Source organism: Leisingera sp., assembly GCF_034669605.1.
Classification (GTDB): Bacteria; Pseudomonadota; Alphaproteobacteria; order Rhodobacterales; family Rhodobacteraceae; genus Leisingera.
This window is the reverse complement of sequence record NZ_JAXMOX010000104.1, coordinates 1-15,599: the sequence shown is the minus strand read 5'-3', so window position 1 is coordinate 15,599 and position 15,599 is coordinate 1. Positions and strand designations below refer to the sequence as shown.

General features: G+C 59.4%; 14 protein-coding genes and 1 tRNA gene. 8 read left to right on the top strand and 7 right to left on the bottom strand.

Going from position 1 to position 15,599, the window contains the following annotated elements; all coding sequences use genetic code 11:
• From VOI29_RS13935 to VOI29_RS13920, 5 genes are all read left to right on the top strand, one after another.
• On the top strand, positions 1 to 893 hold an 893-nt coding region (locus tag VOI29_RS13935), incomplete at its 5' end, for an ATP-binding protein (protein ID WP_323779691.1).
• A 73-nt stretch (positions 894 to 966) separates the two neighbouring features.
• Positions 967 to 1,040 (top strand) — tRNA-Gly (locus tag VOI29_RS13930).
• A gap of 971 nt (positions 1,041 to 2,011) precedes the next feature.
• Positions 2,012 to 2,335, top strand: coding sequence for a Calx-beta domain-containing protein (locus VOI29_RS13925; RefSeq protein WP_416361528.1), 324 nt, complete (start codon positions 2,012 to 2,014; stop codon positions 2,333 to 2,335).
• Positions 2,323 to 2,709, top strand: a complete 387-nt coding sequence (locus tag VOI29_RS24645; protein ID WP_416361527.1) for a Calx-beta domain-containing protein — start codon at positions 2,323 to 2,325, stop codon at positions 2,707 to 2,709. The genes VOI29_RS13925 and VOI29_RS24645 overlap by 13 nt, the downstream gene beginning before the upstream one ends.
• Before the next feature lie 353 nt (positions 2,710 to 3,062).
• Positions 3,063 to 3,407 carry a hypothetical protein gene (locus VOI29_RS13920; protein WP_323779686.1) on the top strand — a complete coding sequence of 115 codons (345 nt, stop codon included), beginning with the start codon at positions 3,063 to 3,065 and terminating at the stop codon, positions 3,405 to 3,407.
• Positions 3,408 to 3,452: 45 nt separating this feature from the next.
• Here VOI29_RS13920 and pgi read toward each other — a convergent pair whose 3' ends face one another.
• From pgi to zwf, 3 genes are read right to left on the bottom strand one after another with little or no spacing between them, the layout of a single operon-like run.
• Entirely contained in the window at positions 3,453 to 5,060 is a 1,608-nt protein-coding gene (pgi, locus tag VOI29_RS13915) for a glucose-6-phosphate isomerase (protein ID WP_323779683.1), read from the bottom strand.
• Between the two features lie 17 nt (positions 5,061 to 5,077).
• Positions 5,078 to 5,749, bottom strand: coding sequence for a 6-phosphogluconolactonase (gene pgl / locus VOI29_RS13910; protein WP_323779680.1), 672 nt, complete (start codon positions 5,747 to 5,749; stop codon positions 5,078 to 5,080).
• Positions 5,746 to 7,221 carry a glucose-6-phosphate dehydrogenase gene (gene zwf / locus VOI29_RS13905; RefSeq protein WP_323779677.1) on the bottom strand — a complete coding sequence of 492 codons (1,476 nt, stop codon included), beginning with the start codon at positions 7,219 to 7,221 and terminating at the stop codon, positions 5,746 to 5,748. The genes pgl and zwf overlap by 4 nt, the downstream gene beginning before the upstream one ends.
• A gap of 148 nt (positions 7,222 to 7,369) precedes the next feature.
• Between zwf and VOI29_RS13900 the strand changes: the two genes are divergently transcribed.
• On the top strand, positions 7,370 to 8,323 hold the full coding sequence (locus tag VOI29_RS13900) for a radical SAM protein (protein ID WP_323779674.1): 954 nt from the start codon (positions 7,370 to 7,372) through the stop codon (positions 8,321 to 8,323).
• Positions 8,324 to 8,345: 22 nt separating this feature from the next.
• On the opposite strand, the gene VOI29_RS13895 is transcribed toward VOI29_RS13900, so the two are convergent.
• Together VOI29_RS13895 and VOI29_RS13890 are read right to left on the bottom strand one after the other, a co-directional pair.
• On the bottom strand, positions 8,346 to 9,476 hold the full coding sequence (locus tag VOI29_RS13895; RefSeq protein WP_323779671.1) for a hypothetical protein: 1,131 nt from the start codon (positions 9,474 to 9,476) through the stop codon (positions 8,346 to 8,348).
• A 165-nt stretch (positions 9,477 to 9,641) separates the two neighbouring features.
• Positions 9,642 to 9,911: an usg protein gene (locus VOI29_RS13890; protein ID WP_323779668.1), complete on the bottom strand. Its 270-nt coding sequence runs from the start codon at positions 9,909 to 9,911 to the stop codon at positions 9,642 to 9,644.
• A 193-nt stretch (positions 9,912 to 10,104) separates the two neighbouring features.
• Here VOI29_RS13890 and gyrA point away from each other — a divergent pair, with 193 nt between their 5' ends.
• The gene (gene gyrA, locus VOI29_RS13885; RefSeq protein ID WP_416361526.1) at positions 10,105 to 12,846 is read left to right on the top strand and encodes a DNA gyrase subunit A; all 2,742 of its coding nucleotides are present in this window, start codon (positions 10,105 to 10,107) and stop codon (positions 12,844 to 12,846) included.
• A 130-nt stretch (positions 12,847 to 12,976) separates the two neighbouring features.
• A complete protein-coding gene (locus VOI29_RS13880; RefSeq protein WP_323779665.1) occupies positions 12,977 to 13,327 on the top strand; it encodes a DUF6614 family protein in 351 nt (116 codons plus the stop codon).
• 195 nt (positions 13,328 to 13,522) lie between these two features.
• Here VOI29_RS13880 and VOI29_RS13875 read toward each other — a convergent pair whose 3' ends face one another.
• Positions 13,523 to 14,992, bottom strand: coding sequence for a carboxypeptidase M32 (locus VOI29_RS13875; protein WP_323779663.1), 1,470 nt, complete (start codon positions 14,990 to 14,992; stop codon positions 13,523 to 13,525).
• A gap of 4 nt (positions 14,993 to 14,996) precedes the next feature.
• The coding region (locus VOI29_RS13870) for a COX15/CtaA family protein (protein WP_323779660.1) at positions 14,997 to 15,599 on the bottom strand (603 nt) is incomplete at its 5' end.

The following is a 15,599-nucleotide window of genomic DNA, read 5'->3' as shown; positions in this document are numbered from 1 at the left end:
TCGGCACCAATGCGGAAATCCTGCTCGGCAACAAGGAAAAGGTTCTGGCCTGTTCGTCCCCCACCGGCCCGGCCTTTGAGGGCGCGCAGATTTCCAGCGGCCAGCGCGCAGCCCCTGGCGCCATTGAGCGGGTCGAAATCAACCCGGAGACCAAAGAACCGCGGTTCCGGGTGATCGGTTCGGAAATCTGGTCGGACGAGGACGGCTTTGCCGAGGCCATCGCCGCCACCGGCATCTCGGGCATCTGCGGATCCGGCATTATCGAAGCGATTGCCGAGATGCGTCTTGCCGGTGTGCTGGACGCCTCCGGCCTGATCGGTTCGGCAGAACAAACCGGCTCGGCCCGCTGTATCCAGGACGGGCGCACCAACGCTTACTTGCTGTGGGACGGCTCGGCCGACGGCGGCCCGACCATTACGGTCACCAACCCGGATATCCGCGCGATCCAGATGGCCAAGGCGGCGCTTTATTCCGGTGCGCGCCTGCTGATGGACAAGTTCGGCGTCGAAACGGTAGACCGGGTGGTTCTGGCTGGTGCCTTTGGCGCGCATATCTCGGCCAAGCACGCGATGGTTCTGGGCATGATCCCCGATTGTGTTTTGGACAAAGTCACCTCTGCCGGCAACGCCGCCGGCACCGGTGCCCGCATTGCACTCCTGAACACGGAAGCGCGCGGCGAGATCGAGGAAACCGTCCGCAACATCGAGAAAATCGAAACCGCCGTAGAGCCCCGCTTCCAGGAGCATTTTGTAAACGCGTCGGCCATTCCGAACTCGGCCGAACCGTTCCCGATCCTGGCCACCGTGGTGACCCTGCCGCAGGTGAACTTCAACACCGGAGGCGGTGATGGAGAAGGCGCTGGCGGAGGCCGCCGCCGCCGCCGCCGCGGCTGATACTTCCGCAGGAAAATACGCTGCAGCGCCTCTTGACCTCATTGGCGCTGCAGCATACTCCTGCATCGCACAGGCGGGTATGATGTAATGGTAGCCTGTCAGCTTCCCAAGCTGAACGCGCGGGTTCGATTCCCGCTACCCGCTCCAAGACGACCGCCTTCCCATCTTTCAGATCGCCAGACCCAATCAGCCGCTTGTGGCCAATGCAGGAAGGGACGACCCTTCCTAGCCTGCGGGAGCGTTTAACCCGGCGCGGTTCTTTACCGGTTTGACGCTCCGCCTCACCCTACGACCCTCCATTTCAAATGCCCCTGCATGCATTCCGCCAGAATTGCCGGCGGCCAGGCGATTTAGTGCTGAAAGTGCCGGGAACACCTGAAAGAAGAAAACAACGGCGTTGGCAACGGACGTGCCGTCAGTCATGACATTTAGAAACGATAATTCCCCGTAAAAGGCAAAACCCTGGCGCTACCTTTACATTGCCCCTTAACCAACAGGGGCAGCGGCCCGCAGGTGACGAATGATTTTTTAACCAGTTGTGCGGGCCGCACCGCCGAAAGAAAACCGCTTTGCCGCTGCAGCGTGCCGAGAGAGATGGCGCATTGCCCATCTTTGTCCAAGTGCCGCTGAAAGCCGTTAACTAACTTCCCGGACGACTGGCTTGGCATACCTCATCTTCTCTACCGTTTAGACAACAGAATCACTTGCCAACGTTCAGTGATTTTACGGACAATGCGCAAGATCCTCTGTTACTGCTGACAAAAACAACCACAAGACATTACCTTTTGACGGTATCTCACGCGTTGGGTGTTGTTGATTATTTGGGTAAATGGGGATGGTTCTGGCGATGCACTCTGCCTGTCACGGCAGAGAAAAATGCATTCTGGAAATGCTAATCTATTGAAAACCGGCTGTGCCAGCACTGTCTTGTTAGTGGCGGGGCGGCAGCTTTTCGCCTGCCAGCCGAGATATCCGTTTTTCCATCGGTCCCGCTTTGCAGCGGCTGGGGTGCTGGTACTGTCAGGGGCCGCCAAAGGCTGTATCGCAGCGCGTCTGCGGGATGCCAGGCGGCTATTGTAACGCTCAGCTAACGGCGGTGCAGGCCAGCAGGGGGCAATATCGCGACCATCAGAATCGCGTCCGCAGACGCGACTGAAAGCCTAGGAGCCGGGTTCGGCGGCATCCTGACCTTTTCTCCGGGTGAAATTTCCAAAACGGTAGAGGTGCGGGTCAGGCACGACAACCTTTCTGAGACCGATGAAAGCTTTGGCATCGAACTGTTTGCCCCCTCCAGCGGCGTGTTCACCGGCAGCTCCGAGGTTCTGCGCAGCGATGCCTTTATCCTTGATGATGACGGCGTGGATTTGGACCCCAGCATCCAGATGACTTCAACTCAGCCTGAGGCCCCGCTCAAGGCAGCCGGTTTGCAATCATTGATATAACCCTGTGCGCCCTTTTTCCGCAGCGCAGAGAAGTCTGCTGCACCACCAAAGACAACGCCAAGGCCGGGCAAGACTACGTGGAAACCAAAGGGGCATTAACCTTTGCACCAAGTCAGACCACGGCCGCTGTCAATGTGGAACTGCTGCCGTATTATCCGGCTGAAGGAACTGAATCCTTCTCAATTGGGCTGAAGCAAGGCGGCTTTCCGCCCGGATTGAACGTGACCAGCTGCATCACCGCCAAAGGCCCAGACCCTAGACGACGACATCAGGGGAACACGCAAAAAGGACGAAATCGGCGGCGCGGGCGAGGTCAGCTTAGATACCGCCCGTTCACTTTTGGAAATCAACCTGGTCGGGGATCCGGCTGCTGAAATGAGAATTGATTTCGATGGTCTGGATGTGTTCGGTGCACGGGATCTGATATTCTGAATGCGGCGGCAGTTCGAGCCGCTTGCACACGCTGAAAGTTGCACCGCCAAAATGGCCTTACCGCATTCAAGCCAATACCGCGTGATTTCGAAATTTGTGCTAGCCTGACGCTGCGCGTCTGCGCGGTGCAGGCGGGCAGTTTCGAGAGGGTACCAGTATGACACGGCATTTTTTGTCAATGGCACTATTTTGCGCCTTCAACGCAGGAAACGGAATTGCGGGCACGTCCTGGGATCAGTCAGGCACTGGAACGGGTATCTCAACCAGCTCTGTCACTGAAATCGCCGAAGGGCACATGGTGATGCAAATCAGCAGTTCCTATGAGAATGTGGAAATGGCAGATGCCGGCCATCCGATGAACGGTGCGGCAGGGCCATGTTTCGGAGCGGTCGAAGTTGCGTCCGGGAACGTTGGCGGCGGTGGCATTTGCGCCTTCACCGACAGCGCCGGTGACAAGGTCGTGCTGCATTGGACCGCTGAGGCGATGGATCCGTCCGGTGCCCTGACCGGCAGCTGGAAACTGACTGGCGGCACCGGGCACTGGTCTGATGCTGAAGGCGGCGGCGGCTTCTCCTCATTGACAGATCCGGAAACCGGGAAATTCGTCAACACCATTACCAGCAGTGTGACAATGCCCTGAACTGACGCCAGGGCTTGCCCGGGCCGGCCTGCACATAGGCCTGCCTCAGGCTTTGAACTTGCGCACGAAGTCCAGCAGGGCCCGGGTGGACCCGTCCTTTTCCGCATCACCGTTCGCTCTCGACAGAAGCGGCAACAGGGAGTTTGCCAGCTCCTTGCCCAGCTCCACACCCCATTGATCGAAAGAGTTGATGCCAAGAATCACGCCTTCGACGAACACCCGGTGTTCATAAAGCGCAATTATCTGGCCCAGCACATAAGGTGTCAGCTGCGGATAGATCAGCGTGGTCGACGGCCGGTTGCCCGGGAAAACCCGGTGGCGCGCCTGGCGCTCCAGTTCGGTGCCCGTATACCCGGCGGCCCGCATCAGCGCACAGGCATCATCCAGGCTGCGTCCGCGCATTAAAGCTTCGGATTGGGCCAGGCAGTTTACCACCAGCAACCGGTGATGCTGCTCCAGCTCCGGCTCATGCCCATTGGCTGCAACCAGAAATTCCGCAGGCACGACGGAGGTGCCCTGATGCAGCAGCTGATAAAAGGCATGCTGCCCGTTGGTGCCCGGCTCGCCCCATACGACCGGTCCTGACAGGTGGGGCAAAGGCGAACCGTCCATCGCTACAGATTTACCGTTTGATTCCATTTCCAGCTGTTGCAGATAGGCCGGCAGGCGCCGCAGCCGCTGGTCGTAAGGCAGCACGGCGCGGGTCGGATAGCCGCAAACCTGATTGTGCCAAACTCCGGTCAAGGCCAGCATCACCGGCATGGTCTGTTTCCAAGGCGCTGTCCGGAAATGAGTATCCATCGACTTACCGCCTGCCAGGAACGCCTGGAAATGATCCGGGCCGACCGCCAGCATCAAGCTCAGCCCGATCGGGCCCCAAACCGAGTAACGTCCGCCAACCCAGTCCTCAAATCCGAACACATGTTCCCGCGGAATTCCGAAAGCCGCGGTTTCCTCCTCGGATGTCGACAGCGCCAGGAACTGGCGCGCAGGTTTACCACCGCCGGACTCGACCCAGCGCCGTGCGGTCGCGGCATTGGTCATTGTTTCAACCGTGGTAAAAGTTTTGGAGGCGACAATCACCAAAGTTGTTTTTGGATCAATCCGTTGCAGAATATCGTGAATGTGAGCGCCGTCGACGTTGGACACGAAATGGCACCGCGGCCCGTCGTGATACGGTGCCAGCGCCAGCGCCGCCATGACCGGCCCCAGGTCAGAACCGCCAATGCCGATGTTCACAACATCGGTAAAGGGGCCGCCGGGGCCTGCCAGTTCGCCCGAACGCACACGCCGTGCCAAACGCTCCATCCGCCCAAGCGTCGCGCGCAGAGGTGCGCGGATGTCCTCTCCGTCAACAATCAACTCAGGACCGTCGGGGTCCCGCAGCGCTGTATGCAGCACAGCACGCTGCTCAGTTTCATTGACCTTTCCGCCTTCAAACATGGCTTCACGCCGCCCGGCTACATTCTGCCGGTTGCACAATTCTATCAGCCCGGCGCGCACCGCGGCAGTGATCTGTGTCTTGGAGTAGTCGAACAGAAGTGTCTCAAACCGCACGCTGAACATGTCAGCGCGGTTCGGGTCGTCTTCAAACAACTCGGAAATACTCTCACCGCATTGCTGGGAACGCAGCGATTTCAAGTCCTTGAACATATTAATCTTTCCTGAATTCAAGGCGCCCAATGGACGGTCACCTCGGACATTACGGCCTGGACCGGCGCAGTTTCCGGCGGCAATGCCATTGCCTGCTCAAGCGCCCGCCGTTTGGCGTCGCCAAAAATCACCAAATGTTTGGCTATGGCGGAATCCAGCACCCGTGCTGTCAGGCTGATGCGTGCCTCAGGCTGGCAGTCCGGTCGCATGACGATAAGAGCAGGCGCATCCGCAGCCAGCGCGGCCTCGATTCCATCGGCGCCGGGAAACAGCGAGGCGGTGTGCATGTCCTCACCCATGCCCAACAGCAGGACGGACAGCGGCAGTTGCTGCACAACCTGGGCATCCAATCCCGCCAGCACCTCTTCGGGCTGCCCCTCCGGCACATAAAACGGCAGCAATTGCGCCGCAGCCGCCCGGTTTTGCAGCAGCCGAGCGCGGATCATCCTGGCATTGGAACGCGCGTTGTCTGCAGGCACCCAGCGCTCGTCAGTGGCCATCACGTGTACCCGGCCCCACTCAATATCGGCGGCGCAAAGGGCGTCGAAGATCAACCCCGGGGTGGTGCCGCCGGGCACCGCAAAAGAGGCCCCTTCATGGGAGAGCAGATGGGTTTTCAGATCGCCGGCAATTTCATTTGCGACTTCGATCGCAAGCATGTCCTGATCAGGGTGTTCGTTGAATTTCATGGGTTTATCCCTCTCCATTCACGCCCATCGCGGCGCATCAGCAAATCGGCATCGCCAGGTCCGGTGCTGCCGCTCTCATAGGGTTTAGGCACATCGCCGCGGGACTTCCAGCCCGCAATCAGCGGATCCGTCCAGGCCCAGGCCGCCTCAACCTCGTCCCCCCTCATAAACAGCGTCTGGTTGCCGCGCACAACATCCATGATCAGCCGTTCATAAGCATCAGGCGGATCGCCGCCTTCAGGCCCCAGCGCCTCTGCAAAGCTCATGTCCAGCGGCACGTCGACCAGGCGCATTCCGCCCTGCCCCGGTTCTTTGATTGTCACGCTCAGTGTGATGCCTTCATTGGGCTGCAGGCGGATCTTCAGGTGGTTGGCATGGCGCCCGGCCTCGGCCCCGAAAATAGAATGCGGCGCGTCCTTGAACATCACGTTTATCACCGAGGACCGGTTCACCAGCCGCTTGCCGGTGCGCAGATAAAACGGCGTGCCCGCCCACCGCCAATTACTGATATGCGCCTTCAGCGCGACATAACTTTCGGTGCTGCTGCGCGGATTGCAGACCAGCCCACGGTAGGAGGGATGCGGATCTGACGGGTCAAGCCGCGCCTGATACTGGCCGCGCACGATGTGGTGCGGCTCTACCGGATCCAGCGCGCGGATCACTTTCAGTTTTTCGTCGCGTACCGCGTCGGGGTCAAACTTGGCCGGCGGTTCCATTGCGATCAGGCACAGCAACTGCATCAGGTGGTTCTGCATCATGTCGCGCATGGCGCCGGCCCGCTCATAGTACTCCTCGCGCCCTTCGACGCCGACCGTTTCCGCCACAGTGATCTGGATGTGATCGACATACTGGCTGTTCCACAACGGCTCGAACAACATGTTGCCAAAGCGGACAGCCATCAGGTTCTGAACCGTTTCCTTGCCCAGATAATGGTCGATCCGGTAGATCTGGCTTTCATCGAAATGGCTGGCAAGCGTCCGGTTCAACTCCTGCGCAGAGGCCAAGTCCCGGCCGAACGGCTTTTCCACAACAATCCGCGTATCGGCATTGGCCAGCCCATGGCCGTGCAGCCGCTCTGCGAGCGGCCCGAACAGACCCGGCCCCACCGAGAAATAGAACATGCGGACCGGCGCCTCACCGGCCGGCCGCAACTGGCGGCTCAACTCCTGCCAGCCCGCCTCCCCAAGCGCGTCCAGCGCGATATAACTGACCCGCTCGAGAAAAGCCTCAAGCGCCCCGCCGCCGCACGCCTTGGTGCCTGCGTGCGCGCGCACCGCTTCGGCCACGATTGTGCGGTATTCGGCATTGGACAAACCGGCGCGCGCGGCCCCGATGATCCGCTCCGCCCCTGTCAGCTGGCCAGCGCAATGACGGCGGAACAGGGCCGGCAAGATCTTACGCTGCGCAAGATCGCCAGTGCCGCCAAAAATCACCAGGTCAAACGGGTCGACCGGTATCACACGCGAAACCATTCTTATTCTTCCTGTCTAACTGTCTAAGCCGGTGCAGGCGCAGCACACTGCCGCTCACATCCCTGTCATGTGCCCGCCCGGCTGCTTTCAATTCCGGCACAGTATAAGGTAGCTTGCCGCGAAAGGAACTGCCCCAAAGGACATCCGCATGAAAGACCTGCAAAAACCCGTTGCGAACCTAGGCAAGTTTCAAGACGCCTTTGTGACGGCAAATGGTCAGACGCGCGCTTCGGTGCCGCTCAGCAATCCGGAGACCCTTTGGTTCAACACCGGCACACTGTGCAATATCGAATGCACAAACTGCTATATTCTCAGCTCTCCCGCCAATGACGCGCTGGTCTATCTGACCGAGGCCGAAGTGCAAATCTTTCTCAGCCAGATCGGGGACCGCAACTGGCCAATCCGGGAAATCGGCTTTACCGGCGGCGAGCCGTTCATGAACCCCGGGATGATTGACATGGCCCGGGCGGCGCTGGAACGCGGGTTTGACGTACTGATCCTGACCAATGCCATGCGCCCGATGATGCGCAAGACAGTGCAGGCCGGATTGCTGGCCCTGCGGGAGGCGTTCGGGGACAAACTGACACTGCGTATCTCGGTCGATCATCACTGTGAGGCACTGCACGACAAGGAACGCGGCACCGGCAGCTTTGCCAAAACCATCCAAGGCATGGAGTGGCTGCGCGATAATGGCGTCCAGATGACTGTGGCCGGCCGCACCCTATGGGACGAAAGCGAGGCGGACGCCCGGGACGGCTATGCGGCGCTGTTTGCCGCGCATGGCTTTGCCATTGATGCGTACAACCCGGGTCAGACCATCTTGTTCCCGGAAATGGACGAAACCGTGGAAGTGCCCGAAATCACCTCCGACTGCTGGAGCATCCTGGGAAAATCCCCTGACAGCGTCATGTGCGCCTCGTCCCGCATGGTCGTCAAACGCAAAGGGGCCAAGTCGCCCGCAGTGCTGGCCTGCACGCTGCTGCCCTATGCGCCGGAGTTCGAGATGGGCGAAACCCTTGCCGAAGCAGAACGCCCGGTGCAGCTGAACCATCCGCACTGCGCAAAGTTCTGCGTTCTGGGAGGCGCCAGCTGCTCCGCTTAGCGCCCCCTCCTTCGGGCTGGTTTCAGTAGTCCCAGCTGCCCACAGTGAAATTGCCGGCTGTCAATTCAACATCCGTTGAGAACTCGACCAGGACGTTGCTGCCGTAATAAAGCCTGTCCGCGTCGTTATCCATAAACAGCCGGTCTTCTTCCGAAGCCTCCCATTCCTCCCGGTCGAACAGAACGTCTGTGTCCCGCGGAACCGTTCGGCGGGCTTCTTCGCGGTCAAACACAAACACATCCTTTGCAGCGGAAAAATCTTCGACGACTGCAACGGTGGAATAGGCATCCAATTCCACAAACAGACGATCCTTGCCGCCGCCCGTCCTGATCGTATCCGCAGCGTTCGAAAAGCTGCCGGTCAGCACATAGATGTCATCCGACCCGCCGCCAGCATTCAGATATTCCGAATGCATGCCTTCCAGAACGACTGTGTCAGCACCTTTGCCGGTATTGATGACCGCGTCCAGCCCGCCCGGCGAGGTGACTGTCGAACCGTTGATGACAACTATGTCTTTCCCTTTGCCGGTTTTCACTTCGATGTCTGCGGTAACGCCCCAATTGCCGTTGAACTCGAAATAATCCTTGCCGCTGCCTGTGTTTACTTTCAGGTCGTTCACGTTGGCGTTCGCGGTGTACAGAACACTGTCCGCGCCCGCGAATGTGTTGACACGGATGCTGTTTTCATTCGCGTCAGCCTGCTGAAAGATATTCAGCGTGTCGTCCTTCATCCCGCTCCCGATCGTGAAGTCGCCATCTTCCGTGTTTCCGTAAAGAAACATGTCATAAAACCAATGTTCAACCGAAATAACGCTGGTTTCTATAGTATCCAGATCCAGAGTGGAGCCGCCTGACATGACTGCAGATACTTGCGATTTTACAGTGTCGTAACCGCTGCCGCCATCAAAGCTGAGCTGACTGTACCTAGTGAGATTGTCACTTTCGGTGGTCACGCTGAAACTCAATAGATCGAGCGTGTCATCGCCGCTGCCGCCAAAGAAACGGTCGGTCAGATCCGGAATATCAACCCCATCCGGATCGTGACTGTACAGCGTGAAATAATCGTCGCCGCCCCGCCCGTAAAAACTCTCCCGGATCGTCGAGGACGCCGCATAGAAGTTTCCAAACTGGTTTCCAAAAAAATTCTTGCGCATAAATACCTGCCTGATTTCAGTGCGCCCCGGGGTCGGTACGGGAATGCCGGGGACCGGCCCCCGGCCGGGAGCTTCAAACACGCATAGGGTTAAGACGAACCCTCCATACACGCAACGGCAAAGAAAGCCCTACGGCCTTGTAATCAGGTTAAAATGCCAGCTTGCTCAATGCAGCTGAAACTCTCCAACCACGTTACGCCATTCTCCCGGGCCAATCATCTTGCGGTGATTGAAGCGGACTGAATGCAGCGGGCCGTCAATTTCCCGTTGCCAGAACTCAATAAATTCAAACAACCGCGGATGATCCGGGGCAAGGTCGTACTCCTGCCACACAAAGGTGTTCAGAACGTGGATGTAATCGGGCATACAATAGGTGAACTCCGCCGTGGTCAGCCCGTATCCTTTCAGCATCAGCTCGGTCTCAGTGGTCGCCATTTACAGCCTCCAAAAATTGCCCCCTCTTACTGATGCTAGGTTTCTATTCGTTAATTTCCCCAAAAACAGTGTGTTACCGCCACGTGAACGGCCTGTTTCCAGCTTTCCCGGCTGTTTGCTTGCGCCCCATATACGGTATCTGATAGGGTGCGAACACAATATATAGAGCCAGAAGAAAGAGCGGGCAGCCAACGTGAGCGATACGCCGGAAACTCCTGAAAATATGGACGAAAACCTGCCGGAACGGCCAGCATATGACGGCCCCACGGTATCCATTGAATCCGAAATGCGCACGTCCTACCTGGACTATGCGATGTCGGTCATCGTCAGCCGTGCCATCCCGGACCTGCGGGACGGGCTGAAACCGGTTCACCGGCGCATTCTTTATGCAATGCACGAATCCGGCAACACCCATGACAAGTCCTACCGCAAGTCGGCCCGCCCGGTCGGCGACGTGATGGGTAAATACCACCCGCACGGCGACAGCGCGATCTATGATGCGCTGGTGCGGATGGCGCAGGACTTCTCGATGTCGCTGCCGCTGCTGGACGGCCAGGGCAACTTCGGTTCCATGGATGGCGACAACCCGGCGGCCATGCGCTACACCGAAGTGCGCATGGACAAACCTGCCGCGGCGCTGCTGGCGGACATTGAAAAAGAAACCGTCGATTTCCAGGACAACTATGACGGCAAGGACCGCGAGCCGACGGTTCTGCCGGCCCGGTTTCCGAATATGCTGGTCAATGGTGCGGGCGGTATTGCGGTCGGCATGGCTACCAATATCCCGCCACACAACCTGGGCGAAGTCGTCGATGCCACACTGGCGCTGATCGACGAACCGGACCTGACCAGCGAACAGCTGATCGAATACGTGCCCGGCCCGGACTTTCCGACCGGCGGTGTGATGCTGGGACGCTCCGGTGCGCGCAAGGCCTATCTGGAGGGCCGCGGCAGTGTGGTCATCCGTGCGAAGACCCGCACCGAAGAAATCAGAAAAGACCGCTATGCCATTATTGTGGACGAAATTCCCTATCAGGTGAACAAGGCTGCGATGATCGAAAAGATCGCCGAGCAGGTCCGCGAAAAGAAGATCGAAGGCGTCGCCCACGTGCAGGACGAATCCGACCGTAACGGCGTGCGCGTGGTGATCGAGCTGAAGCGGGACGCAACACCCGAAGTGGTGCTGAACCAGCTGTACCGCTTTACCCCGATGCAGACCTACTTCGGCTGCAACATGCTGGCACTGAACGGCGGCCGGCCGGAACAGCTGACGCTGCGCCGGTTCCTGACCTCCTTCATCGATTTCCGCGAAGACGTGGTAGCACGCCGCACGGCGCATCTTCTGCGCAAGGCCCGTGAACGCAGCCACATCCTGTGCGGCTTGGCGGTTGCGGTCACCAATATTGATGAAATTGTCAACACAATCCGGCAATCTGCCGATGCGGCTGAGGCGCGCGAAAAGCTGATGACCCGGCGCTGGCCGGCGCAGCCGATCCTGGAATACATCGCGCTGATTGATGATCCGACCCATACAGCCAACGAAGACGGCACCTACAACCTGTCGGAGACCCAGGCCCGCGCGATTCTGGAACTTCGGTTGCAGCGTCTGACCCAGATCGGCGTCAAAGAGGTCACAGACGAGCTGGAAGAGCTGGCCCGCAAGATCAAGGAATACCTTGAAATCCTGTCCTCGCGCGAACGCATCATGGGCATCATCGGCGACGAGCTGCGCGAAGTGCGCGACAACTTTGCCGTACCGCGCCGCACCGAGATCGTCGACTGGTCCGGTGACATGGAGGACGAAGACCTGATCGAGCGCGAGGACATGGTGGTGACCGTGACCTCGGGCGGCTATATCAAACGTACTCCGCTGGCCGACTTCCGCTCGCAGAAACGCGGCGGCAAGGGGGTATCGGGCATGCAGACCAAAGAAGAGGATGTGATCACCACCCTCTTTGTCGCCAATACCCATACCCAGCTGCTGTTTTTCACCACCGATGGCATGGTCTACAAGCTCAAGACCTGGCGCCTGCCGCAATCCGGGCGCACCGGAAAGGGCAAGGCCATCGTCAACATCCTGCCGATCCCGGCCGGCGTTTCCATTGCCGCGATCATGCCGGGCGATGTGCCGGATGAAGAATGGGAGAACCTGCAGGTGGTGTTTGCCACCAGCGGCGGCGACGTGCGCCGCAACCGGCTGTCAGATTTCACCAACGTCCGCCGCAATGGCAAGATCGCGATGAAGCTGCCCGAGGACGGATCGGTTCAGTTGGTGAATGTCCGTATCTGCTCGGAAGACGATGACGTGATGCTGTTCACCGACTCGGGCCGCGCGATCCGGTTCCGCTCCACTGATGTGCGCGTCTTCAACTCGCGCGAATCCACCGGTGTGCGCGGCATCAGGCTGAGCGGCGAGGACCGGGTGGTTTCCATGTCCGTGATCCGGCACTCAAAATACACGCCGGAACAGCGTACCGCCTACCTCAAGATGCGCCGCGCCATGGCCGGTTTGACCGACGATGCCGAAACCGCTGACGAGGATGCGGTCGAGGATCCGGATTTCTCGACCGAGCTTTACGCGGAAATGTCGGCAGCGGAAAACCTGATCCTGACGATCACCACCGGTGGTTCGGGCAAGCTGTCCTCCTCGCATGACTATCCGGTGCGCGGCCGTGGCGGAATGGGTGTCACCGCGATGGACAAAGCAATGCGCGGCGGCGAAATCGTGGCCTCCTTCCCGGTCGAAATGGATGACCAGATCATGCTGGCGACATCCAAGGGCCAGTCGATCCGGGTTCCGGTGGACGGGATTTCCTTCCGCTCGCGCTCGGCCGGCGGTGTCCGGGTGTTCAACACCGGCAAGGGCGAAGAAGTGGTATCAGTAGCCTGGATTGCCGAGAACGGCGAAGAGGAAGAAGGCGGCGGAGAGGAATAAGCCCCTTTCGCATGGACAGATTGAACGCCGTCCCGTTGCCGGGGCGGCGTTCGCATTGTTAACGGCCCCCTAACGGATGTTAGTTATTCTTATGGTCAAGTTCTCATTTTCTCATGAAGGAAATACCCCAATGAACTTGTACCACTGCTCCATCGACCTTCACCACGAAGCCAAGGCGCTGAACTTTGCCAGCGCCGTCGATCAATGGATGGGCTACCTGCAGGAACGCGGCGTGGTTCAGGGCTGGCGGCTTCTGCGCCGCAAGCTTGACATGGCCAGCGACAACTGCCGCGACTTCCTGCTGGAAATCGAATTCCGGGACATGACCCAGCTGGATCAGGCCTTCCGGGTTCTGGGCGAACATGACGAGGAGGTGGAGAAGCTCTACTCCCATGTCAGAGCATTGATCGCCACCGCCGACATCGGCCTCTACCGTCCCTTCCCGGATCCGGAACGGGCCGAACGGATGGCGCTGATCTGACGGCTGACGCCTCAGGTCAGGGTGGTTCCCAGAACAAAGCTGGCAAAGATAAGATAGGCTACGGCTGTATGCATCGGATTACTCTCTCAACTCACACCCCTATGAGACCCCGAGAATACTATTAAAATGCGTCATTTCCGGGGCAGCGGAATTTCCGCTGCCGCCAGAAGGTCTTAGCCGTGCTTTGATGCCGATTCAGAGATCGTACAGCAGGCTGAACTTCTCTTCGAGATAAGCCATCAGCGGCGCGTGGCCGGGCTCCATGCCAGACGCATGCACGATGGTATCGCGCGGGCTGCGCAGGCCGCCGTGCTGCTGCAGGTTTTCTTTCAGCCAGACGGTTGCGCCGCTGGTGTCGCCTTCGGCCAGCTGCGCATCCAGCCCCGGAACATCCCGGCGCAGCGCCTGGTACAGGCAGCCGGCATAGACGTTGCCCAGCGAATAGGTCGGGAAATAGCCAAACAGCCCCACCGACCAATGCACATCCTGCAGGCAGCCGTTCGAGGGTTTGTCGACAGCATAGCCGAAATCCGCCTCAAAACGGTCGTTCCAGGCACCCTCAAGATCCTTCACAGCCAGCTCACCGCTCATCAGCGCGCGCTCCAGGCCGAACCGCAGCATGATATGCAGGTTATACTGCAATTCATCCGCCTCGGTGCGGATATAGCCCTTATGCACAGCGTTCGCCGTGGCATAGAATCCATCCGTATCAACAATGCCAAAATCGCCAAAAGCGTCTTTCATTTCCTCAAACAGCCAACCGGTGAACGCGCGGCTGCGGCCGATCTGGTTTTCATAGATCCGGCTTTGGCTTTCATGCACGCCCATCGACACCCCGCTGCCCAGCGGGGTCAGCAGGTAATCGCGGCTGATGTTCTGCTCATAGGCGCCGTGGCCGACCTCGTGGATGGTCGAATAGAAGCAGTTGAACGGGTCGGTCTCGCTGGTCCGGGTGGTGATCCGCACATCCAGACCCGAGCCTGAGCTGAATGGATGCACAGCCTTGTCCACCCGCCCGTGCGCCATGTCATAGCCGAATACCTTGGCCAATTTGCGGGTCAGTTTCATTTGGGCCGCTTCGTCAAAAGTGCCTTGCAGCATTTTCGGCGCGGGCTTCTCCAGCACTTTGGCGCGCAACTCCACCAGACCGGGGCGCATGGCGTCGAAAATTTCGGCGATCCCTGCCCCGGTCATGCCGTGCTCGTAATCCTCGACCATCGCGTCATAGACGTTACCGCCCTCCGCCAGCGCCAGACCTTCCTCGCGCTTCAGCGCAACGACTTCCTCCAGCACCGGAACAAAGGCAGCGACATCCTCGTCCGCGCGCGCAGCGGCCCATTTGCCTTGCGCTTCGGAAGTGACTTGCGCGATTTTCTTGGCCAGATCAGCGGGCACCTTGACTGTGCGCTCATAGCTTCGGCGGATCTCGCGCAGCTGGGCCTCGCCCGCCTCATTCGGCGCCACCGCCTGCTGCAGCCACTCAGCCACCCGCGGATCGGACCGGCGGGCGTGCAGCACAGCCTCGATCGCGGCCATCTCCTCGCCCCGTTGCGGCGCCGCGCCGCGTGGCATCACGGTTTCCTGATCCCAGCCCAGCCGGCCCGCAATCTGCCCCAGAGCTTGCGTGTCGCGCTGGAAGGCCATCAGTTCGTCAAATGCGCTCATTGGGTCAATGGTCCTTGATCGAAGTTGCAATCGGATAGGCAGACAGGAAACGGGCGCGCAGGATCAGCACCCAGAGGCCGATTGCGATCAGCTGATGGGTGATCGCGGCGTGCAGCGGTGCGGCATATAGAACGGTAATGATCCCCAGCAGAACCTGCAGGGACAGCGCCGCAAAAACTGCATTAAAGGCAAAGCGGGTTCGGCCGTGGGCACTTCCCCGTCCGCGCAGCCAGGTCACTGCGCCAAAGGCAAACAGCAGATAGCCTGCCAGCCGGTGAATGAATTGCACCAGGCCCGGGTTTTCAAAGAAGTTCTTCCAGACCGGCTCGATCATGAAGGGGTTCGGCGGGATCACCTGACCGCCCATCAGCGGCCAATCGGTATAAGAGCGGCCCGCATCGATCCCCGCCACCAGCGCGCCCAGCAGGATCTGCAGGAATGCGAAATGCATGAGACCGGTCGAGAGGCTGAACAGCTTGGCCTCCTTGGCACGGCGCGCCTGCATCAGCTCACGTTCTTCGCGGCCCAGCATCATAATGTACCAGGCAATGAAGCCAAGGATCACAAACGCCAGCCCCAAATGCACAGCCAACCGGTAGGAGGCGAC

What these genes read in the sequence shown, in the direction of transcription:
- VOI29_RS13920 (WP_323779686.1), top strand. Translation starts at nt 3,063, where the DNA reads ATGGTGATGCAAATCAGCAGTTCCTATGAGAATGTGGAAATGGCAGAT.
- pgi (WP_323779683.1), bottom strand. Translation starts at nt 5,060, where the DNA reads ATGTTCAAGGACTTGAAATCGCTGCGTTCCCAGCAATGCGGTGAGAGT.
- pgl (WP_323779680.1), bottom strand. Translation starts at nt 5,749, where the DNA reads ATGAAATTCAACGAACACCCTGATCAGGACATGCTTGCGATCGAAGTC.
- zwf (WP_323779677.1), bottom strand. Translation starts at nt 7,221, where the DNA reads ATGGTTTCGCGTGTGATACCGGTCGACCCGTTTGACCTGGTGATTTTT.
- VOI29_RS13900 (WP_323779674.1), top strand. Translation starts at nt 7,370, where the DNA reads ATGAAAGACCTGCAAAAACCCGTTGCGAACCTAGGCAAGTTTCAAGAC.
- VOI29_RS13895 (WP_323779671.1), bottom strand. Translation starts at nt 9,476, where the DNA reads ATGCGCAAGAATTTTTTTGGAAACCAGTTTGGAAACTTCTATGCGGCG.
- VOI29_RS13890 (WP_323779668.1), bottom strand. Translation starts at nt 9,911, where the DNA reads ATGGCGACCACTGAGACCGAGCTGATGCTGAAAGGATACGGGCTGACC.
- VOI29_RS13880 (WP_323779665.1), top strand. Translation starts at nt 12,977, where the DNA reads ATGAACTTGTACCACTGCTCCATCGACCTTCACCACGAAGCCAAGGCG.
- VOI29_RS13875 (WP_323779663.1), bottom strand. Translation starts at nt 14,992, where the DNA reads ATGAGCGCATTTGACGAACTGATGGCCTTCCAGCGCGACACGCAAGCT.